This window comes from Streptomyces sp. CA189 (assembly GCF_056428985.1).
On sequence record NZ_JBWJVM010000006.1, the window covers coordinates 115983 to 137171 of the forward strand.

General features: G+C 74.2%; 18 protein-coding genes. 5 read left to right on the forward strand and 13 right to left on the reverse strand.

The features are described 5' to 3' along the window. Positions 1-40 precede the first annotated feature (40 nt). The 4 genes from AC061S_RS07295 to AC061S_RS07310 form a co-directional block, all read right to left on the reverse strand. Positions 41-2161: a SpoIIE family protein phosphatase gene (locus tag AC061S_RS07295; protein WP_478685109.1), complete on the reverse strand. Its 2121-nt coding sequence runs from the start codon at positions 2159-2161 to the stop codon at positions 41-43. Positions 2162-2175: 14 nt separating this feature from the next. Beyond that, the gene (locus AC061S_RS07300; RefSeq protein ID WP_478685011.1) at positions 2176-2526 is read right to left on the reverse strand and encodes a hypothetical protein; all 351 of its coding nucleotides are present in this window, start codon (positions 2524-2526) and stop codon (positions 2176-2178) included. 32 nt (positions 2527-2558) lie between these two features. After that, positions 2559-3821, reverse strand: coding sequence for an NAD(P)-binding domain-containing protein (locus AC061S_RS07305; protein WP_478685012.1), 1263 nt, complete (start codon positions 3819-3821; stop codon positions 2559-2561). 164 nt (positions 3822-3985) lie between these two features. After that, positions 3986-5272, reverse strand: coding sequence for a carboxylate--amine ligase (locus tag AC061S_RS07310; protein ID WP_478685013.1), 1287 nt, complete (start codon positions 5270-5272; stop codon positions 3986-3988). 294 nt (positions 5273-5566) lie between these two features. On the opposite strand from AC061S_RS07310, the gene AC061S_RS07315 reads away from it, so the two are divergent. Then, a complete protein-coding gene (locus AC061S_RS07315) occupies positions 5567-7240 on the forward strand; it encodes a glycoside hydrolase family 26 protein (protein WP_478685014.1) in 1674 nt (557 codons plus the stop codon). A 14-nt stretch (positions 7241-7254) separates the two neighbouring features. Here the strand turns inward: AC061S_RS07315 and AC061S_RS07320 are convergent, their stop codons facing one another. From AC061S_RS07320 to AC061S_RS07360, 9 genes are all read right to left on the reverse strand, one after another. Next, positions 7255-8397 carry a GNAT family N-acetyltransferase gene (locus tag AC061S_RS07320; RefSeq protein ID WP_478685015.1) on the reverse strand — a complete coding sequence of 381 codons (1143 nt, stop codon included), beginning with the start codon at positions 8395-8397 and terminating at the stop codon, positions 7255-7257. After that, positions 8394-9104, reverse strand: coding sequence for a YveK family protein (locus AC061S_RS07325; protein WP_478685016.1), 711 nt, complete (start codon positions 9102-9104; stop codon positions 8394-8396). Before AC061S_RS07325 ends, AC061S_RS07320 begins: the two co-directional genes overlap by 4 nt. Positions 9105-9172: 68 nt before the next feature. Beyond that, positions 9173-10525: a glycosyltransferase gene (locus tag AC061S_RS07330; protein ID WP_478685017.1), complete on the reverse strand. Its 1353-nt coding sequence runs from the start codon at positions 10523-10525 to the stop codon at positions 9173-9175. After that, positions 10522-11298, reverse strand: coding sequence for a polysaccharide deacetylase family protein (locus tag AC061S_RS07335; RefSeq protein ID WP_478685018.1), 777 nt, complete (start codon positions 11296-11298; stop codon positions 10522-10524). Before AC061S_RS07335 ends, AC061S_RS07330 begins: the two co-directional genes overlap by 4 nt. Continuing rightward, entirely contained in the window at positions 11288-12979 is a 1692-nt protein-coding gene (gene murJ / locus AC061S_RS07340; RefSeq protein ID WP_478685110.1) for a murein biosynthesis integral membrane protein MurJ, read from the reverse strand. Before murJ ends, AC061S_RS07335 begins: the two co-directional genes overlap by 11 nt. A 3-nt stretch (positions 12980-12982) precedes the next feature. Continuing rightward, positions 12983-14443, reverse strand: coding sequence for an O-antigen ligase family protein (locus AC061S_RS07345; protein ID WP_478685019.1), 1461 nt, complete (start codon positions 14441-14443; stop codon positions 12983-12985). A gap of 3 nt (positions 14444-14446) precedes the next feature. Then, a complete protein-coding gene (locus tag AC061S_RS07350; RefSeq protein ID WP_478685111.1) occupies positions 14447-15982 on the reverse strand; it encodes an exopolysaccharide biosynthesis polyprenyl glycosylphosphotransferase in 1536 nt (511 codons plus the stop codon). A gap of 2 nt (positions 15983-15984) precedes the next feature. Further along, positions 15985-17199, reverse strand: coding sequence for a glycosyltransferase (locus AC061S_RS07355; RefSeq protein WP_478685020.1), 1215 nt, complete (start codon positions 17197-17199; stop codon positions 15985-15987). A gap of 19 nt (positions 17200-17218) precedes the next feature. Continuing rightward, on the reverse strand, positions 17219-18412 hold the full coding sequence (locus AC061S_RS07360) for a DUF3344 domain-containing protein (protein ID WP_478685021.1): 1194 nt from the start codon (positions 18410-18412) through the stop codon (positions 17219-17221). 102 nt (positions 18413-18514) lie between these two features. On the opposite strand from AC061S_RS07360, the gene AC061S_RS07365 reads away from it, so the two are divergent. The 4 genes from AC061S_RS07365 (at position 18515) to AC061S_RS07380 (ending at position 21087) form a co-directional block, all read left to right on the forward strand. After that, positions 18515-18769, forward strand: a complete 255-nt coding sequence (locus AC061S_RS07365; RefSeq protein ID WP_478685022.1) for a chaplin — start codon at positions 18515-18517, stop codon at positions 18767-18769. A gap of 117 nt (positions 18770-18886) precedes the next feature. Then, positions 18887-19297: a rodlin gene (locus AC061S_RS07370; RefSeq protein ID WP_478685023.1), complete on the forward strand. Its 411-nt coding sequence runs from the start codon at positions 18887-18889 to the stop codon at positions 19295-19297. Positions 19298-19538: 241 nt separating this feature from the next. After that, positions 19539-19772, forward strand: a complete 234-nt coding sequence (locus tag AC061S_RS07375; protein ID WP_478685024.1) for a chaplin — start codon at positions 19539-19541, stop codon at positions 19770-19772. Between the two features lie 121 nt (positions 19773-19893). Continuing rightward, on the forward strand, positions 19894-21087 hold the full coding sequence (locus AC061S_RS07380) for a chaplin (RefSeq protein WP_478685025.1): 1194 nt from the start codon (positions 19894-19896) through the stop codon (positions 21085-21087). Positions 21088-21189: the final 102 nt, after the last annotated feature.

Here is a 21189-nt window from a genome sequence, read left to right on the forward strand (position 1 = left end):
ACCGGTCACGATCCGCGCCCTCGCGAGGTACCCCGCCCCCTCACGGCGCGCTCCGCGCCGCGCTGCCCGCCGCGGAGAACTCGCACCACACGGCCTTGCCGTCGCCCCGGGACTCCACCCCCCAGTGCGTGGCCAGCGCGTCCACCAGCAGCAGCCCGCGCCCCGTGGTCGCCGACTCCCCCGGGGTCCGCCGCCGCGGCCACACGCTGGAGCGGTCCTTGACCCACAGCCGGATCCGCCGGACCGGCTCCGGTAGCACCTCCATCGTCAGCACCGCTCCGCCGTCGGTGTGCAGCAGGGCGTTGACCAGCAGCTCGCCCGCCGCCAGCTCCACGTCGTCGGCGAGTTCCGGCATGCCCCAGTCGCGCAGCGCCTGCCGCAGGGCGTAGCGGGCCTCGGAGAGGCCCTCCGGGTCCGCCTGGTGGACGTACTGGTGGATGCGCGGCGCCCGGTGGGTGCCCGGGTCCGGGGCCCGGCGCAGCACCAGCAGCGCCACGTCGTCGCCGGAGCCCCAGCGCTCCCACAGCCGGTCCGAGAGGTGGTCGGCGAGCGCCCCGGCCTCCTGCGGGCCGCTGCGGACCGCGTGGGCGAGGGCCTCCATGCCCTGGGTGATGGCGGTGCCGGGCTCCTCCACGAGCCCGTCGGTGCACAGCACGAGGGTCTCGCCGGGGACCAGGTCGAGCCGGGTCTCGGGGAACTCCTCCTGCTCGAAGACCGTGGCCAGCCCGAGCGGCAGGCCGCCGCGCACGTTGGGCCAGCCCGTTCGCCCGTCCGTGTGGCGGATCAGCGGTCCGAGGTGGCCGGCGCGGACCGCCCGTACGCCGCCGGTCTCCAGGTCCACCTGCGCGTACATGCACGTCGCGAACCGTTCGGTGTCCAGCTCGGCCAGGAAGCGGGAGGCGCGCGCCAGCACGGTGGAGGGCGGATGCCCCTCGCCCGCGTAGGCCCGCAGCGCGATGCGGAGCTGGCCCATGATGGCGGCGGCGTGCGTGTCGTGGCCCTGTACGTCGCCCACGACGATGCCGACGCGGTCGCGGGGCAGCGCGATCACGTCGTACCAGTCACCGCCGACCTCGCGTCCGCTCCAGGCCGAGTGGTAGCGCACGGCGATCTCCCCTCCGGTGATCTCGGGGATCCGGCGCGGCAGCATGGCGGCCTGCAGCATGGTGGCGAACTCGCGCTCCTGGTCGAAGAGGAGCGCCCGCTGGAGCGACTGGGCGACGATGCCCGCCAGGCCCAGGCAGAGGTTGCGCTCCTCGGGGCTGAAGCCGGTGCGGCGGCGGTAGAAGAGCACCAGGCCGCCGATGGCCTCGGCCTGCGCGATGAGCGGGAGGTAGGCGGCGGCGTCGTACTGGATGCGGTTCAGGTAGTCGGAGAGCAGCGGGAACTCCTGCGCCAGCTCCGTCAGCGAGGTGACGAACCGCGCCTTCCTGCTGAGCACCGCCTGCGACAGCGGCAGCGAGCCGTCCAGCCGGGTGAACTTGCGCTCGCTGAGGATCTCCAGGGACTCCCCGCTCAGTGCGATGATCTTGATGTGGCCGCCCTCGACCAGCCCCAGCGCCATCCCGTCGACACCGAGCCGTTCCAGGGCCCCCGCGCCCGTCAGCGTGGCCGTCACGTCGTCGACCGTCACCGCCCGCGACAGGGCCTCCGTGGTCCGCTGCACGATGGTCGCCTGCTGGGCGCGGGCCGACTCCAGCTTGCGCAGCACCGTGAGGTGGGCGAGCTCGGCCGTCGCGTCCCGGACGATGCCGACGATCCGCACCGGGCGCCCCTCCGCGTCCCGCAGGACCCGGCCCTGGGTGTGCGTCCACTGGTCGCGGCCGTCGCGCCGCTGCACCGTGAAGTACTGGCCGTACGTCTCCTCCCCGCCGTCCAGGACGCCCTGGACGGTGTCCCGGAGCCGGGCGGAGTCGTCGATCGGGATCCGCAGCCCCAGGCTGTCGGGGGTGCCGTCGAAGTCCTCCGGCCCCAGGTCGAAGACGGCCATCCCGGCCTCGTCCATGGCCAGGGTCCCGGCGCCGAGGTCCCACTCGAAGCTGCCCATGCCGTTGAGCGCGAGCCGCTCACCGGGGCCGATGAGGGGGCTCCGGGGGCTTCCGGCGCCCCCCGCGCTCCCGGGGGCCTCCGGTCTCTTGTCGCGTCGCTCCGCCGCTGCCACGAGACTCACACCACCTAACGGCCGGGCCAGCACGGCTGGGAAATGAGCCGCTCCCACTCCTCGTCAGGATGCCCCGGAAGGGTCCGTCCGGCCTCCTGCCAGCGTTTGACGAGCGCGAGATAGATCATCGAGGGGTCGTACGGGGCCTGCGCGTGCTGGGCCTGCGCGTGCCGGCCGTGCGGGTAGGGGTCCTGCGGGTACGGGTCCTGCGGATACGAGTCCTGCCCGTACGCGGACGGGGACTGCGCGTACGGGGACTGCGCGTACGGCTGCGGGGGCGCCGCCCTCGTCGTGCCGGGCTGTTCCGAGCGGCTGGCCGGGATCCTCACCCAGCCCCGGCCGCCCTGTGCGCGCTCATCGCTCATCGCGGACCCCTCTCACGTCGTGTGACTGGCGCTCACGCTCTGTGCCCGGTCGGAGCCCGGTCGGTCCGGGGCGCACCGGTGGAACCCGTCAGAGGGCTCCGGGCCCCCAGACGCTTGCGGACTCCTGACACCAGTCTCCCCGCCGTGAAGCCGGCGCCGTGCACGAATCGCATGGAAGGGCCGAATGAGGGAGCGGTCAGCAGCCCCGCGAAGAACAGTCCCGGCCACGAGGACTCGAAGCCGGGGCTCAGCTCCGGCGTCCCGCTCTCGCCCACGGTCGCCAGCGCGGCCCGCAGCCCCGCGTCGAGCAGCTCCAGCCGGGCCAGGTCCGGGGAGAAGCCGGTCGCCGCGATCACGTGCGCGGTGTCCAGCACGACGGATTCCCCGGCGGCGGTGGACAGCCCGAGCCGGGTCCGCCCGCCCGCCGGGACCGCACGCTGCAACCGGTGCCCGAGCAGGACCGGGACCCGCCGCTCGAAGCGCTCCCGCAGCCACCACGCCCCGGCCGGGCCCAGTGCGGTCGCCGCGATCCGCTCCCGGGTGGGCGCGGGCAGCCGGCGCACCGCCCAGGGCAGCTCCGACCAGGCCCAGCTCCGCCAGCCGGTGCCGAGGCCGCTGTGCGGATCGCGCAGGGCGCGCAGCGGGGGCCGGTGCAGCGGCTGCGGGACGGTGTTCCAGTTCAGCCGGGAGCGCCGGGCCACGAGGCACGGCCGGGCCCCGTTCTCCGCGAGCAGGGCCGCGGTCTCCAGGGCCGCCTGCCCGGCGCCGAGCACGGCGACCTCGCGGCCGGCGAAGCGGGTCAGGTCGCGGTGGCCGCTGCTGTGCGAGTAGTGCGCCGCGGGCAGCTCCCGCAGCGCCTCGGGGTACCGGACGAACGGCATCACGCCCACGGCCAGCGCGACGGTCCGGGCGAGCAGCGGCGGCCCCTCGGCGGTGCAGATCCGGAAACCCCCGCCCTGCGGGGTGACTTCGGTGACGGTCGCCTCCTCCACCGGGGGTGTGGCGTGCCGGGCGAACCAGAGCCCGTACGCGCTGAACGTCCCGATGGGCAGCGGAGTTCCGTGTTCGGCGGCGATCCCGCGGCTCGCGCAGTACTCGGCCAGCGTGTAACGCCCGTCGGGCGCCGACAGGTTGGAGGACCAGGGCTCCGACTTGAGGTACATGCCCTCGGGCATGTGGTCCCGCCAGGAGGCCATGGGCCGCCCGAGGATCCGCACCCCGAGCCCCGCACCGGCCGCGTGGGCGGCGATCGACAGCCCGTAGGGCCCCGCTCCGACCACCACGAGGTCGTCCATCCGTGTCACCGCAGTCCCTCCAGCCTCATGGATCGTCCACTGCCGCCCGCGTCCCGCGACGCCCGCGCCCTTACGCCGCTACGCCCTTGCTCCCCTACACCCCTACGCCCCGACGCCCCGAGCGCCCCGCTCCCGGCGCCGCCCCGGGCCCGGGCCACCCGACTTCACCGCGTCACCAGCTCGTCCGGCTCCGCCGGTGCCTCCGGCGGGGCGGACCGGGGGCCGGGCCCGCCGGAGCCGCCGGCCGCGGCGGACGGGGGCAGCTCGCGGCCCCGCTGGCGCGGGGCACGGACCACCGCCCGGGCCGTCCAGCGGCCCTGCGCGGGGACCCCGCGCAGCACCCGCATGCCCTTGACCGCACCCCGCCCCAGGAAGGCGGCGAGCATCGCCAGGAACGGCATCGGGTCGTCGGCCGCGAACCACGCCGCCTCCACCTGCCCCCGCTCCCGGCCCCGCTCCCGGCCCCGGCGCGCGGGGGCGCCCGCGACGCCCGCCCCGGCGGGCGGAGCCGGGGGGCGGCGCGGGAGCGAGCGGCCGCGCACCGCCGCGAGCAGGGCGTAGTTCTCCGCCACGAAGACCCGGCCCGGTCCGCCGGACGGCTCCGGGACCCGCTGGCCCGTCAGGTCCAGGTACATCGCCTGGACCACGTCCAGGCCGCCCGCGTCCGTGAAGAGCCGGAACTGCGCCCCGGGACGGGGGTTGAAGTCCACCAGGCGGAAGACGCCCCGCTCGTCCCGGCGGAAGTCCAGGTCCAGGATCCCCTGGTAGCCGAGCCGCTCGGCGAGCCGCAGCCCCGCCTCCTCCACCGCCGGATCCGGCAGCCACCGCCCGAGCGCCGTCAGCCCCGTCCGCACCGGCCAGGACAGCTCCTTGCGCCCCGACCCGGTGATCAGCGGACGCCCGCCCCGGGCGAACGCGCCGTGGAAGAACCAGTCGGTGTCCGGCCCGGCCGGCAGGAACCGCTGGAGCAGCAGCCGGCTCCCCGCCTCCGCCGAGCGCTCGTACAGCCGCCACGCCTCGGCGGCCGCGTGCAGCAGGGTGGTGCTGCGCAGGTCCGTGCCCGGGGGCAGCAGCCACGGCCGGCTCCATTTGGCGATCACCGGGAGCCCCAGCCGCCACGCGGCCTCCGCCGCCTCGGCCCCGCTCGCCGGGATCACGGTCTCCGGGTGCGGTACGTCCCACCGGGCGCAGAGCCGCGACAGCTCGGCCTTGTCCGCCACCCGCGCCGGCAGGTCGTCGGGCTGATGGGGGATCCGGAAACGGTCCGTCAGCATCGGCGCGACCCGGGACACCGCGATCGCGCTGAGGTCGTCCATCGCGATGAGCACCGCCGGGCGGCCGATCAGTTCGGAGACCCCGGTCAGGCACTCCAGCAGCGCCTCGGGCGCCTCGGCGTCCAGTCCGCCGGAGGGGCCGGGATGTACGGCACGCAGGTAGCGCGAACGCCCCATGGGACCTCCCCCGGCCTCGACGACGGCATGGACCTCCACACCCGCGCGCCCAAGGGATCTGACGGCGCCGAGGGTTCCGTGGTGGAACGGATTCCGATCGAGTCTGAGCAGAACTGCGGGCACTTGGCTGGGATGCGCGTGCATGGGAACGGTGTCTTTCACCTAGTCGGACCAAGCGGGGACGGTGCGCACGTGCGAATGGCCTAGGCGAAGGTCACCGGACAGGCCATTCGTCAGATGTGATGTCTAACGTCTTTGGTAAGCACACCGATTCAGGAAAGCTCGGGAGACGCCATGCCCAGACCACGCCGCCGACTGGCGAGCACCTGCATCGGAACGGTGACGGCCGGACTGCTCGCCACCGGGGCCGCCCTCGCGGCCCCCGAGGAGCAGAGCACCGAGTCCGACATCGCCATGGGTGCCTACCTCGACTACGGGCCGCCCGGAGTGGCCCGCATCCCGTTCCTGTCGAACTGGCTGGGCGGCAAGGAGATCCGGGTCGGGCACACCTATCTGCCCGGCGACCAGTGGGCCGGCATCGAGGGCAACGTCAGCTTCCTCGACGACTGGGCGCAGTGGCGGCGCCAGCGGGACGACCGGCTGTTCGTCCTCAACGTGCCCATGCAGGAGCGCAACGAGGCCCGGGTCCCCGACTACCAGGTGGTCCAGCTGATCCGGGCGGGCGCGGACGGCCAGTACGACCGGCACTTCAAGAAGCTCGCCGAACGGCTGGTGGCGCTGGGCGTCCCGGACACGGTGATCGTGCTCGGCTGGGAGATGAACGGCACCACGTACACCCACCGCTGCGGTCCCGACCCGGAGAACTGGAAGGCGTACTGGAAGCGCGTCGTCAACACGATGCGCTCCGTGCCCGGCCAGAAGTTCAAGTTCGATTTCAACCCGAACCGCGGCACGGACGCGATCGGCTGGACCAAGTGCTACCCGGGTGACGACGTGGTCGACATCGTCGGGATGGATTCGTACGACCAGGGTCCCGGCCGGAACTTCGACGAGCAGATCAGCCAGCCGTACGGGCTCCAGCACCAAGTCGACTTCGCGCGGGCACACGGCAAAGAGATCTCGTACCCGGAGTGGGGGCTGTTCCGCAACGGGGACAACCCGGAGTACATGCGGCGCATGCTGCAGTGGATCCAGAAGCAGAAACCGCTCTACCACACCATCACCGACTACTGCCCGCACGGCGTCTGGCAGTGCAAGCAGAACCCGGCCTCGGCGAAGGTCTTCCGCGAGGCGCTGACCCCGCAGCGGACCGGCCCGGTGATCCCGACCCCGGTGATCCCGACCCCGGTGATCCCGACCCCGGTCGTCCCGACCCCGGTCGTCCCGACCCCCGTGGTGCCCACGCCGGTCATCCCGACCCCGCAGGTCCCCACGCCGGAGATCCCGACGCCGATCGTCACCCCGCCGATCGTGCTCCCCAGCCCGGAGGTCCCGAGCCCGAGCCCGGTCGAGCCCAGCCCGGCCGTCCCCAGCCCCGTCGAGCCCAGCCCCGTCGAGCCCAGCCCGCTGGTCCCGAGCCCGGTCGTTCCGACGCCCTCGCCCGTGGTCCCGAGCCCTGAGGTACCGGTCGAGCCCAGCCCGGCCGTCCCCAGCCCGCTGGTCCCGAGCCCGGTCGTCCCGAGCCCCGTCGAGCCCAGTCCGCTGGTCCCGTCCCCCGAGGTCAGCCCGGTCGTCCCGGAGGACCCGAGCCCGAGCGCCAGCCCGAGCCCGGTCGTGCCCAAGCCGAGCCCCGAGGTCCCCTCCCCGTCGCCCTCGCCGCTCGTACCGAAGCCGGAGCCGGAGCCGTCCCAGCCGCCCAAGCCGACGACCCCGCCCGTACCGCCCGTCAACAGCACGGAGTGGTGCGTGCCGATCAACTTCGGCGAATGGCTCTCCAAGCTGGTCGGCAAGCAGTCGGTCTGCGTCAAGGTCGACTGGGGCAAGGAGAGCGGCTTCTGGCCCTTCTAGGCGGGGCGTTCGGGTCATCGGACCCGCAGTTCGTTGAGCCGCGCCCGCCAGTCCCTGGCGGCCGGCAGCGCCTCCCGCAGGACGTCTACCGCCCGCTCGCGCCCCGTCACCTGCGACTCGTGCAGTCGCAGCAGGGGTGCGAGCGCGGCCGTCGCCAGCAGGAAGCGCTGGTTGACCACCGTCTGGGGCCGCCAGTGGTTCTTGTACGGTTCGTTGCCGCGCAGGAAGCTCACCACCGGGCGGCCCTCGGCGAGCGCGCGGGTGGTCTCGTAGCGCAGCAGCAGCGTGGCCACGTCCACCTTCCGGTCGCGCAGATCGGGATCGGCGCCGTAGAGGTAGCCGCCGCTGAGCGCGCCCGAGAGCAGGGTGAGGTTGGCGGCCACCACCTTCCCGTCGAGCCGGAACTCGGCCAGCCGCCCCTCCCCCGCACGCACCATCCGCCGCGTGGCCCGGGTCAGGTGTTCGGCGAAGCGGGGCTTGAGGTGCTCGGGGGTCACCCCGCGGCCGCGCCACTGCTTCTCGTGCAGCCGGAGCAGGGTCCGTACCGCTCGCGGCACTTCCTGCTCGGTGACCTCGTGCTCCTCGATCCCCGCCGCGTCGGTCTTGCGGAGCTTGGCCCGCACCCGCTGGGCGCCGGAGGACGGCATCCGCCTGACCAGCTCGTCGAAGGGCATGGCCGGCAGCTCCATGCAGGTGGAGTCGGCGAGCTTGCTGCCGATCCCGGGCCAGGCCGCGTACACGGCCTCGGCGGCGGCCCCGGGCCGTACCTCGCGCAGGTCGACGACCGCGCCCCGCGCCGCCCGGTGAAGACCGTTGGCCAGGGCCGGGACGACCTGGTCGGCGTACTCCGCGGCCACGAGCACGTCGAAGTAGTCGGTGATGCCCCCGCCGAGCGGGACGAGCAGCGGCAGCGGCCGGTGTACGAGCATCAGCGCGGCCGCGCCGACCAGCTCCTCTCCTCGCCGCACCAGGACGACACGGAGCCGGCCTTCCTTGCCGTAGGACAGCCACCAGGAGTGCAGCCAGGCGTGGCTCTGGAACGGAGTGGCGGTGGGACAGCCGCGGGCGAGCCGGTTCCACGGCTCCTCCAGCGCGGCGAACTGCCGGGGATCGCGGCACAGCGTCACCGACAGGGCCCCGGCCGAGCCCGGGGTCATCGCACCGACTCCTTCTCCTTGGCCGCGGCCGGCTCGCCCTGCGCGGGCAGCGAGGCGTACTCCTCGACGGCCTCCGCGACGGGACCCTCCACCGCCCGCGCGGCGGCGCCCTCGTCCCGCCGCCGGCCGGCCGGCCGGGCCAGCATCCACAGCCCGCCCAGCAGCCCGCCGGCGCACAGGCCGACCGCCCCGCTGAGGGTGGGGGACGCGGAGGCGGGGGCGCTGGGCGCGACGGCCTGGTTGAAGAGGAGCAGCTGCACGCCGGTGTTCTTGGCGGCCTGGTTGCTGCTCAGCGACAGGGCGTCGGCCACGGCGTTGGCGATGTCCGCGGCCTCGCTCGCGCTCTTCGCGGTGCCGGTGATGGCGATCATCGGGGACTCGGGGGAGGTCTCGGCGCGGACCTGGGTGCGCAGCTTCTGCACGCCGACGCCCGCGCGGGGCTGGGCGTACGCGAGGGTCGAACTGCTGGTGGCGATGCGGGCGTAGGCCTGGGCGAAGCCGAGGGCGGTGGCCGGCTCGGTGGTGTCGTCGGGGACCGCGACGACGTAGCTCGTGGCGGCGTACTCCGGCGCCTTGAGCACCCCGTACGCCCCTCCGGCGGCGAGCCCCAGCAGCGCGGCGGCGGGCAGCGGCCACCACGCGGGCGGCGGCAGCAGCCGTACCCGGCGCCGGTGGGTGGACTTCTTCTGGTCGGCGGTGTCCGCCATGTGCGTACCTCTTTCCTGGTGGACGGGTGCTTGCTTCGGGGCCCGGTGCGGACCCCTGCGGGCTCGGATCAGCCGATGTCGCCACCGGCGGCGGGCACATCCCGGCCCGCGACGGGCAAACTCAGCCCCTCCGGCGTTTGAGGAGCGGGGGTCCGAGGGCTGGCCCCCGGCAACGGCGCCGCACGGCCCGAACCAGCCGAGCCCAAATCCAGCCCCTCCGGCGTTTGAGGAGCGGGGGTCCGGGGACCGGTCCCCGGCAACGGCGCCGCACTCGAACCCCGGGGCCCGGCCGCCGGAGCGGCCATCGCGAGGTCGTACACGTTGAGCAGCTGCGCCGCCGAACGGCCGATGTCGTAGCGCCGCACCACCCCGGGCGGCGGCAGCCGCCGGGCACCGGCCTCCATGTGCCCCCGCAGCGCCGCGACGAGCTCCTCCCCGCCGGTGCCGATCCGCCGCGCCCCCGGCGCCTGCGCCGCGGGCAGGTCGTCGATCGCCGGGCAGGTGACGTGCAGCACCGGCAGCCCCGCCGCCAGCGCCTCGATCACCGCGAGCCCGAACGCCTCCTCCCGCGAAGGGGACACGAACACGTCCATCGCGGCGAGCAGCGCCGGGATCCCCGGGGTCCGCCCGTCGGCGGAATCGCCCAGCGGATCCCGCTCCCCCAGGAGGTGGATCCGGCTCTGCGCCCCCAGCTCCGCGGCGAGCCGCCGCAGCGCGGCCCGCTCCGGCCCGTCCCCGGCGAGCAGCAGGTGCGCGCCGGGCAGCGCCGCCACCGCCCGGACCAGGACGTCGAAGCGCTTGCCCGGCACCAGCCGGCCGACGCCGCCGACCACGAAGGCCCGCTCGGGCAGGCCGGTCCGGGTCCGGGTGGCCCGCCGTACGCCCTCGTCGAAGCGGAACCGCACGGCTTCGATCCCGTTGGGCACCACGTGCACCCGCCCCGCCGGCACCCCCCAGGCCTCCAGGCGGGCCGCCACCGTGTCCGATACGGCCACGGTCGCGACTCCCAGCCGCTCGCTCGCCAGGTACAGGGCGCGGACCCCGCCGGACAGCGGCCGGCCCTCGATCTCGCCCTCCCCCAGGGAGTGTTCGGTCGCCACGCTCACCCGCACGCCCGCGAGCCGGGCCGCGAGGCGCCCGTAGACGCAGGCCCGGTACAGGTGCGTGTGGACCAGGTCGTAGCGGCCCCGCCGGATGAACGTGACCAGCTTCGGCACCGCCCCCAGGTCGCGGTTGCCGCGCATCCCGAGGTGCACGACCCGGACCCCGTCCGCGCGCAGCCCCTCCGCGACCGGCCCGGGGTTGGTCAGCGTCAGGACGTCGCAGCGCATCGGCATGTGCCGCAGCAGCAGCCGCAGTTGCTGCTCGGCGCCGCCGACGCCGAGTCCCGTGATGACGTGCAGCACCTTCCCGGGGCTCACAGGTGCACCGCCCGCCGCAGCTCCCGCACCTGGTGGCGCAGCTGCTTGATCCGCAGGCGCGGGCCGCCGTCGGCCTGGCTGATGTGGGTACGGGGCATCGCGTGGGGGCCGGCGAGGCGGCCGGGGTCGATGGCGCAGGCGTACCCGTACCCGGCGGCCCGGGTCGCGGCGACGACCCGCGCGTCGAGGTGCCCGTACGGGTAGCAGAATCCGGCAGGCAGCGTCCCCGTCAGCTCCCGGATCAGCTCGCGGCTGCCGCGCAGCTCCTGCTGCAGTACATCGTCGGGGGCCGCGGTGAGGTCCTGGTGGAGCAGCCCGTGCGAGCCGATCTCCTGCCCGGCGGCGGCGACTTCGCGGATGCCCTCGGCCGTGAGGAGGGGCTTGCGGGGGCCCAGCGGATCCCAGACGTTGTCCACGCCGAGCCGCCCGGGCAGCACGAAGAGGGTGGCGGTGCAGCCGTGGCGGAGCAGCAGCGGCAGCGCGCGGGTCAGGAAGTCGGCGTAGCCGTCGTCGAAGGTCAGCCCGACCAGCCCGGCGCCCCGCCCGGCGGCGCGGGCCCGCAGCAACTCGCCGACGGACACCCCGCGCAGTCCCCGGGAGCGCAGCCACAGCAGCTGGGCCTCCAGCGCGTGCGGGGTGACGGTGATGCCGTACGGGTCCTCGGCGGGATCGGTGAACTCGGCGACGGAGTGGTACATCAGGACCCACGGCGTGCCGGTGCGGCGGGCGGCGGAGCCCGCGGCGGGGCGCGCCGTTTCGGTGTCAGCGGACATTGCGGAACCTCTGGGTGAGCTGGGAGGTGAGGTGAGCGGTGAGCTGGGCGAGCTGGCCCGGCAGGGCGGTGACCTCCAGGGCCCGTATGGCCATGCCGGTGGCGCCGAACATGGCCGGGACCAGCAGGCAGCCGAGGGCGGCGCTGACCAGCGGGTCGGGGATCATCGGCCCGGCGATCCAGCCGGTGGCGCAGGCGGCGACGGCCGCGACGGAGAGCCGGCCGATGCTGACGGCGACCCGGCGGACCCGGAGGGCGATGATCCGCGAGCCGAGTCCGGTGAGCAGCAGCACTGCGGTGGTGGAGATGCCTGCGGCGTTGGCGGCGGCGATCCCGTAGGTGCCCCACCAGCCGACGGCGAAGGCTCCGGCGACGATGTTGACGAGGAGCCCGGCGCCCATGGCGAGGGCCGGGAACCAGATGGGCCGGGCGGTGGAGAAGAAGGGCCGCGACAGCGCCCCGACGAGGCAGTGGCCGAGCAGGCCGAGGCCGTAGACCCGCATGACGGAGGCGGTGGCCTCCGTGTCGGCGTGGGTGAACGCCCCGCGTTCGAAGAGGACTTGGATGATCTGGGGGGCGTACCCGATGACGAGTGCGGTGCCCATGAGGACGGCGAGCGAGGCGAGCGCGAGGTCCCGCTCGACCCGCCGGCGGGCCTTGTCCCGTTCCCCGCCGGCCATGGCCTGGGCGACGACGGGGAAGGTGACGGTGCAGATCATGAGGGAGAGCACCATCGGCATCTGCGCGACTTTTTGGGCGTAGTTGAGGTGCGAGATGGCTCCGGAGGGCAGCCCGGCGGCGAGGAACCGCTCGACCAGCACCTGGGACTGCCGGAACACGGCGAAGAAGATGACCGGGGCGATGACTCCGAAGGCGATCAGCGTCGGCCGGTCCCGGTCGCGCTGGCTGCGCGGGGCGCCCTTGGCCCGGGGCGGCCCGAAGCCCACGTTGCGGATGAAGGCGGGCAGTTGGACCAGGACCATCAGGACCCCGCCCACGGCGACGCCGACGGCGGCGGCGCGCACCCCCCACAGGGAGTGCAGGGCGACCATGGACCCGATGATGCCGACGTTGTACGACACGTAGATCGCGGCGGGCGGCACGAAGGAGCGGTGCGCTCTGAGCGCGGCGCTGAAGTAGCCGGCGATCCCGAAGGACAGCACGGTCAGGGCGGTCAGCCGGGTGCATTCGACGGCGAGCCCGGGGTCGGGCAGCCCCGGCGCGAGCACGCCCACGACGAGCGGCGCGGCGACGATGAGCACGGACGCCACGGCAGCCAGGAGCACCAGCAGCCGGGGCAGCGTGGCCCCCACGAGCAGCCGTACGGGATCCTGCGCGCGGGCCTCCTGCCGGGTGAGCCCGGCCCTGCTGGCGGCCCGGCGGGCCAGGGCGTGGCTGAACGCGGGCACCATCAGCAGGGCCATGGCGTCCTCGATGAGCAGCGTCGAGGCCATCTCGGGGACGGTCCAGGCGATGAGGAAGGCGTCGCTGTCGTGCCCGGCTCCGAAGAGGTGCGCGATGGTCTGGTCGCGGACCAGCCCGAACACCGCCCCGGCGGCGGTCAGCCCGGCGGTCACGGCGGCCGCCTTGGCCAGTGCGCCCCCGCTCCCCGAACGGGCCCCGTCGGGACCCGGAGCGGCAGCGCCCCGGTCGGGTCCCGGGCCGCCGCCAGGGCGTCGTATCCGTCACCGGCCGGCCGCACCCTCAGGGGCCACGGCCCCGGCAGCCGGAGTCGGCCCGCGCCCGGCGGCCGCCGGAACGGACCGGCCCCGCCGACCCGCACGACCGCCGGCGGCACCCGCACGACGGCCGGGTGCGAGCTCGCCCGTCCTGCCCGCGGAGGGGAGCGCCCACCAGGCCGCCAGGCCGATGATCACTCCGGTCAGGACGGTCGACGGGCCCCCGATGTCCGCGTAGAGGAAGTCGGTGAGCTGCCACACGAGCAGGCCGATCGCGACCAGTCCGCAGTCCCGCACCGCGGAGGCACCCGACAGGCACCTCCGCAGGCCCGCCACCAGCAGGGCCAGCCAGCCGCCCGCGAGGGCGATCAGCCCGATCAGCCCCTGCTCGCTCAGCACCAGCAGGTACATGTTGTGCGGGGACAGCAGCGGCTGGCGGATGTACCCCTGGCCCGCGCCCGCGGTGTCGCTGCCGGAGGACAGCGCCAGCCCGGAGTGCGAGTCCCGGTTGGCCGGGAACCCCTTCAGCCCCACTCCCACCGCCGGCCGCTCGCGCCACATCGACCCGGCCGCGGCCCACATCGTGTAGCGGTCGGTCACCGACTGGTCGGGTGCGTCGGACACCTGTGTGATCGAGGTCAGCCGCTCCGCGACCATGGCGGAGCCGACGCCGAACCCGCCCACGAGCACCACGCCGGCGGCGGCCAGTGCGAGCAGCACCTTCAGCGCCCGCCGGATCCCGGCCAGGGCCATCACCAGCCCGGCCGCGGCGAAGGTCGCGATCCACGCGCCCCGGCTGAAGGACAGCACCAGCGGAAGGACCAGGACCAGCGCGGCCGCGCCCGAGGCCCGCCGGACCCGCGCCGGCAGCCCCGGCGCGAGCGCTCCGGCCGTCGCGACGACCAGGCCGTAGGCCACGACCGTGGCCATGCCCATGACGTCCCCGGGGCCGAAGGTGCCCACGGCGCGGATGTCCTCGCCCTGGTACGAGGCCCCGGTGTGGGTGGCGAACTGCACCACGCCCACCGCTCCCTGGACCAGTGCCAGCACCACGAAGCACCCCGCGGCCAGCCGGAACTCCGAGGCGCTCCGCACCAGCAGCACGATCGCCGCCGGGACCAGCACGAACACCTGGAGGTAGCGCACGAACCCGGGCAGGGCCGCGTACGGGTCCCCCGCGGTCGCCGTCGCGACGGCGAGCCCGACGGCCGGCAGACCGAGGACGAACACCCCCAGCGGGCTCAGCGGCCGGACCCGGCCCCGCAGGGCCTGGACCGCGCAGACGAACACGAGCAGCAGCGAGGCGGCGTCGGCCGGACCGACCTTCCCCGAGGCGGTGGCGTCACCCGCCGGCACGGGGACCAGGAGGGCCAGTACGGTCGCGGCGAGCGGCAGCAGCGGCCAGTGCCGGCGCAGCAGATCGGCGGTGTCCGGGCGGGCCCAGGACGTCGGTGCGGCAAGGCTCATGCTTTAGCTGCCCCCCAGCCGGAAGCGGAAGAAGGAGGCCGCGGTGCGGGCCAGGATCCACAGGTCCTGCCACAGCGACCAGGTGTCGATGTAGTGGTTGTCGAAGCGGGCCCGGTCCTCGATGGAAGTGTCCCCGCGCAGCCCGTTGATCTGGGCGAGGCCGGTGATGCCGACCGGCATCCGGTGCCGGGCCTCGTACCCGGGGTGCACGCTGCTGAACTTGGCCACGAAGAAAGGCCGTTCGGGGCGCGGACCGACCAGGCTCATGTCACCCCGGACGACGTTCCACAGCTGCGGCAGCTCGTCCAGCGAGGACTTGCGCAGGAAGGAGCCGATCGGGCTCATCCGGCAGTCGCCGGCCACCGTCCAGCGGGTGGCGGACTCGTGCGCGTCGGCGCGCAGGGTGCGGAACTTCAGCAGGGTGAAGGGGCGTCCGTACAGGCCGACCCGCTCCTGCCGGAAGATCACCCCCGGCCCGTCGGAGATCCGTACGGCGAGCGCGCAGGCGCCCATCACGGGCGCGGCGGCGAGCAGCGCGATCGCGGCGAGCGAGGAGTCGATGACCCGCTTCGCGTACCGCTCCACCGGCCGGGCCGGACGCGGCAGCAGCGGCTGGACGGCGTACCCCCAGAGCTGGTCGGCGGGGAGCGCGACGCGCATCCCGGTGACCTTGGCGGTGCCCGCCGGGTCGGCGAGCCAGAGCCGGCAGCCGTGGTCGTGGAAGAGCCGGACCAGGGAGGCGGTGCGTTCGTCGGCCTCGGGCGGGCGGGTGAAGACGGCGTGCCGGACGGAGTTCTGGATGACGGCCCGCCGGATGTCCTCGTGGGTGGCCAGTACGGGCACTCCCACCGCCCCCTCCTCGGCGGGCCCGGTGTCCGCGAGCCCGACGGGGCGCAGTCCGTACTCGGGGCGCCCGTGCAGGGCGGCGGCGACCGCGCTCGCCCCTGCGCCGGGTCCGACGACCAGGGCGGAGGCGGGGCGGCGGGCGCGGGTGCGGCGGCGGAGCTGGTTGACGAATCCGCGCCCCGCGCACGCCAGTACGACCTGGACGCAGACGGCGCCGAGCAGCGCGCTCCAGCCCAGGGCGTCGCCCGGGGCGGTGGCGGCCAGCACGGCGGCGGCCCCGCACCACAGGGCGGCGGCCCGCCCGGCGAGCGCGGGCAGTTCGAGGAGCGCGGAGGGGGCGAGCCGCGGCCGGTAGAGCCCGGCCTGCGCGTGCAGCGCGACCAGGGCCAGGGCGAGCGGAGCGGCCGCCCCGAGGGGCAGCTCCGCTCCGGGCAGCGCCGCGACCGTCGCCGCGGCGGCGAACGCGTCGGCGGCCAGCAGCGGGGCGATCCCGTCCCGGCGGCGCACCCGCCGCGGCCGTACGGTGGCCCGGGCGCGGTCGGCCTTGGGTCCGCGCGGCGGGTGGATGGCGGTCACGGAGCGGCGGACGGCTGCGACGCCGGTGGTGCTCGTGGTCGTGCTGCCGGTGCCGGTGATGCCGCCGGCGGGCCCCGTACCGCCCGGCCCGGTGTGCCGGGCGGGTGCGCTGTCCATCGTCATCGGCTGATGCGCTCCTGGTTCAAGGGCCGGGGCCTGCCCAGCAGTTCGTGATACAGACCGGTGACCGCGTCCGTGGTGCGCCGCACGTCGAATTCCATCCGCGCGTGCCGCTCGGCCTGCTCCCCGAGTCCGGCGAGCAGCCGCGGCTCGGCGAGCAGCCCGCCCAGGGCCTTGGCCAGCGCCGTCGGGTCCTCCGGTTCCACCAGGCACAGCCGTCCCTGGCCGGGCGGGAGGCTCTCCCGGGCACCGCTGACGTCGGAGACCAGGACCGGGCGGCCACAGGCCATGGCTTCGAGCGGGGCGAGCGCCATGCCTTCCCACCGCGACGGCAGTACAACGAGATCGGCGGCCCGAAGCCACGGCCGGATGTCGAAGGCGGCCCCCGCGAAGTGGACCGAGGGCGGGGCCCCGCGGCGCAGCCGTTCCACGTCGGGGCCGTCGCCGACCAGCACGAGACGGGCCCCGGGAACGGCTCCGAGCAGCTCCGGCCAGGCACGCAGCAGGACGTCCTGTCCCTTCTGCTGGCAGATCCGGCCGACGCAGACGGCGAGCGGCCCGTCGCCCTGGAAGGCGGCGGGGAGCGGCAGTTCGGCGCGCGCCCGGGCCTTGTCCTGGACGGGGTCCGGGCCGCCGGGGCGGAAGTGGCCGAGGTCGACGCCGTTGCGGATCACCGCCCAGCGGGCGGCGATCCCCTCGGACTCGCCGGTGCGCCGCTCGGCCTCGCTGACGCAGAGCACCCGGTCGGCCCAACGGGCCCCGAAGCGCTCCCAGCGCAGCGCGAGGGCGGCGGTGGCCCCGCCCACGGCGTCGAAGGACCAGGCGTGCGGCTGGAAGACGGTCGGGACGGCCCCGCGCACGGCGAGCCGCCCGGCCAGTCCGGCCTTGGCGCTGTGGGCGTGCAGGATGTCGGGCCGGACCCGCGCGATCAGGCGGCGCGCGCCGAGCACTTCGGCGGCCAGGCCCGGTCCGGGGGCCCGCCCGGCACGCCAGGTGAGCACCTCGGCCCCGGCCTCGCGGGCGGCGTCCGCGAGCTGTCCGCCGCGCGGGCAGCCCACGAAGGTCCGCAGGCCGGCCGCGGACTGGGCGCGTACGAGGTCGACGACGACCCGGGCGACCCCACCCTCGACCGGCTGGACGAGGTGGAGGACGACCGGAGGCCGGGAAGGGGACGGAGAGGGAGAGGGAGAGGGAGGAGAAGGCTGCGTCGGCACGTGGAGTGGTCTCCTGCGTTCAGCGGCGCGCGTCTGTCTGAACGAAGAGCACACCGAGGAAATTACCCTGGTTTTCGCCCGTGAACCCGAAGGTCAGGCTGCGGGCGCCACCGGACAGGGCGGGGCTCAGATCGAACACGTCCGCGTCATATCCGAGGTTATTCATATGTTCGGGCTGTCGCACGAACGAGCGATGTCCGAATTCCGTGATCGTGGAATTCATAACATCATTAAAAGGATTTTCTCCGTCACTGAGACTGACCCGGCGACCGCTGTCGGCGGTCACCGTGAGTGAATCCCCGAGCGTTCCGCGGTCCCCGTCGTACGCGACCACCCCGACCCGCCCCCGCGCGCCGGGCGCCGCGTCCAGACCGGTGAGGTCCACCGTCCCGTCGCCGGCCCCCGCGGCCAGCGCCTCGAAGCCGTCCCAGATCGCGACCCTGCGCACGGGCTCCTGCGGGTGCTCGTAGGCCACCACCAGCGTCCAGCCGCCCCAGGCGCCCATGTTCGAGTGCCCCATGGCGATGTTCAGCTGGGCCACCGTCCACATCCCGGCGCCGCCCTTGCGGACCAGCGGGGTCACGTCGGCGGAGGCCTGGTAGGCATCGCCGGCCGCGTCGCTGCGGTGCCCGATCACCGTGTCGGCCAGCACTTCCTTGTACGCGCCGCCCGGCTCGGCGACGAGCACCCGGCCGTTCTCCTCCGGCGGCTTCTGCTCGCCGACCCGCAGGTTCCCGCCCCAGTACAGCCGGGCGTACGAGACCTTCGCGCCCGCCGGGACCTTGAGCTCGGCCCGGGTGGAGTTGTAGGTGTCCGGGTCCTTGTCGACCTCGTCGTAGAACATCTCGTAGTCGCCGTTGGTCCCGGCCGCACCCTTGTTGACCGCCGCGCACGGCTCGGCCTGCTCGGACTCCACCGCGCGGCAGCCGATGGACGAGTTCGAGGCCCGGACCAGCCCGCCGTGCTGCGCGGCCTGGTAACGCTGGGTGAACGGAACCCGGGGCGCCTCCTTGACCAGCGGAGCCCGCCCGCCCGGCGGGGCGGCGACACCGGCAGCAGCACCGGCGGCGGGGACGTTCACCGAAAGCGTGAGGCAGGACAGCAGACCGAGCGTGCCGAGGATTCTGCGGGAGGAACCCATGACCCTGTCTCCATTTTCGATCAAGGGGACAAAACAGGAGTGAACTTTGTCAGAAGTCAGGAGGGAAATCACGCCGGACTCGCCCATACGGCCTTTTGGGCGATAACACGCACCCTGAAGACGGGCGGGTCGTTATGAGTTGCACCATTGTTCGAACCGAAAGGAAAAACCGAGATGAAGAAGAGGCTGGTGCGCGGCACCACCCTGGCGGTCGCGAGCACCGCGCTGCTGATGGGCGGCGCGGGCCTCGCCTCCGCGCACGGCGGCGACGGCGCGACGGCGAACGGCTTCACCGGCGAGTCCCCCGGCGTCCTGAGCGGCAACCTGCTCCAGGTCCCGGTCCACGTCCCGGTGAACGCCTGCGGCAACACCGTGAACGTGATCGCGCTGCTGAACCCCGCGTTCGGCAACACCTGCGTCAACGCCTGACGTCAACCGTGCCGCCCGAAACTTCGGCATCCGAGTGAAGACACGCAACCCAAACCACGGTTGCGCCGTTGATCCCAGTGCTTGAGTACCGGGCAATCCTGCAAAAAAGGGACCAAAATGATCAAGAAGTTTGCGGCCGGCGCAGCGGTTGCCGCCTCGTTCGTCGGCATGGGTGCCGCCATGGCCCCGCAGGCCATGGCCATCGGCAACGACCACGGCATCAACACCGTGAACGGCAACGGGGCCTCGCAGATCTACGGCAACCAGGCCACCTACGGCAACATGAGCCCGCAGATGGCGCTCATCCAGGGCTCGTTCAACAAGCCCTGCATCGCCCTGCCGGCCAAGGCCAACGCCCAGTCCATCCTGGCTCTGGTCAACGTCGGCGTCCAGGACATCCCGGTCCTGTCCAGCCCGCAGAACCAGCAGTGCACCGAGAACTCCACCCAGGCCAAGGGCGACGAGGCTCTCTCGCACATCCTCAGCAACATCCCGGTTCTCTCGGGCAACGCCTCCGCCGGAAGCTGACAGCGCCGCGCCAGCTGACACAGCGCCGCGCCAGTGGGGCCGTCGCACCTTCGGGTCGCGGCGGCCCCGCCGCATGTCGGAACCCGAATAAGGGATCGGAACAATCCGGCCACAATTCAGGCCGCACGAGCATCTGAGTGAATTGGCCGGAGGTGCACAAAAATCCCCGGTTTCTTTTCCCGGACCCACTCGTTGTTATTTATGCAGCGGATAGACCTCTGCGGGAAGGAAACGAAAACAAATGACGTACAAGAAGGCAGTGGTGCTGGCCGCCGGCATTCTCATGGCCGCCGGTGCCGCCTCCCCCGCCATGGCCGACTCGGCGGCTGACGGCAAGGCCGTCGGCTCCCCGGGCGTCCTGTCCGGCAACCTGCTCCAGGTCCCGGTCCACGTCCCGGTCAACGTCTGCGGCAACACCGTCAACGTGATCGCGCTGCTGAACCCCGCGTTCGGCAACACCTGCGTCAACGCCTGACGAAGCGCCTGTGCCCGTAAGGACAGACCTCCTCGGGGTGGCCTCGGAGTGCACGGCGGTGCACTCCGAGGCCACCTTCGATTCAGCACCGGCCGCAGGGCCGGTAGACAGGGAAGGACCCATGCGACAGGTACTGAGCCGACAGGTACTGGGCAAGGGGGTGCTCACCGCGGCCGCCGCGTCGAGTCTGCTGTCGATCGCGACCGGCGCGGCCTACGCGCAACCCGGGGCGATGGCCGAGGCCTCCCATTCACCGGGCGTGCTGGCCGGCAACAGCGTCTCGGTACCGATCACCTTCACGCCGAACGTGTGCGGCAACACCGTGGACGCCGGAGCGGGCCTCAACCCCGCCATGGGCAACAAGTGCGCCACCACGACCGGCTCCGACTCCGGGTACGACTACGAGCGCTACCTGAGCCCGGAGCAGGCGGAGCAGGTCCGGCGCTACGTCGACCAGGAGGACCAGGAGGACCGGCACGAGGAGCGCGAGGACCGGCACGAGCAGGGCGGCTACGGAGACCGCGGACCCGAGCAGCAGGGCGGCCACGGAGACCACGGGCCCGGGCCGCAGGGCGGCTACGGAGACTCCGGCGAGGAGGAGTGCGACGACCACCCCGCCCCGGAGAAGCCCGAGCCTCGGCCGCAGCACGAGCCGAAGCCGCACGCCGAGCAGCCCCCGGCCCCGGCGCCGGAACCGCATCACGCGCCCCCCGCGCCGAAGCCGCTCCCCGCGCCCGAGGCGGAGCACCCGGCGCCCGCTCCGGCGCCCGCGCCCGCTCCCGTGGAGCAGGCCCCCGCGCCGCAGCCGGAGCCTGCACCGGCTCCCCTGCCGGAGCCCGCACCGGCCCCCGTACCGGCACCGGTAGAGGAGGCCCCGCAGCCGCTTCCGGCGCCGGCCCCCGCCCCCGCGCCCGTAGGGGAGGAGGCTCCGCACACGCTCCCCGCTCCGGCGCCCGCACCCGCTCCGGTCGAGCAGGCTCCCGCGCCGATGCCTCCGCACGGCAGCCAGGTCGTGGAACACCCGGCTCCGGTAGTGCCTCCGGCCGACCAGCCCCCGGCGGGCCCCGCCGGTGACCTGCCCGTCCAGCTTCCCCCGGCCCCGCTGCCCGCCCCGGCGCCCGCCCCGGCCCCGGTTCCCGCGCCCGCGCCGGCCCCCGAGGCCGTTCCCGTCGCATCCGTCCCGGCGGTTCCCCCGGCCCCCGCGCAGGAGCTGGCCGCGACCGGTGCCGGACAGCCCGGCGCCGCGGCGGCCCTGGCCTCGGCCCTGATCCTGGGCGGCGCCATTCTGTACCGCAGGTCCCGTTCCGCCGCCTGACGGCAATACCGGTAATCAGAAGAAATATCGGCCGGAGAGTCCCTTGTCGGATTCTCCGGCCGTCGCCGTGTTCGGTTCCGCGTTTCCGCTGCGCGAGGGAAT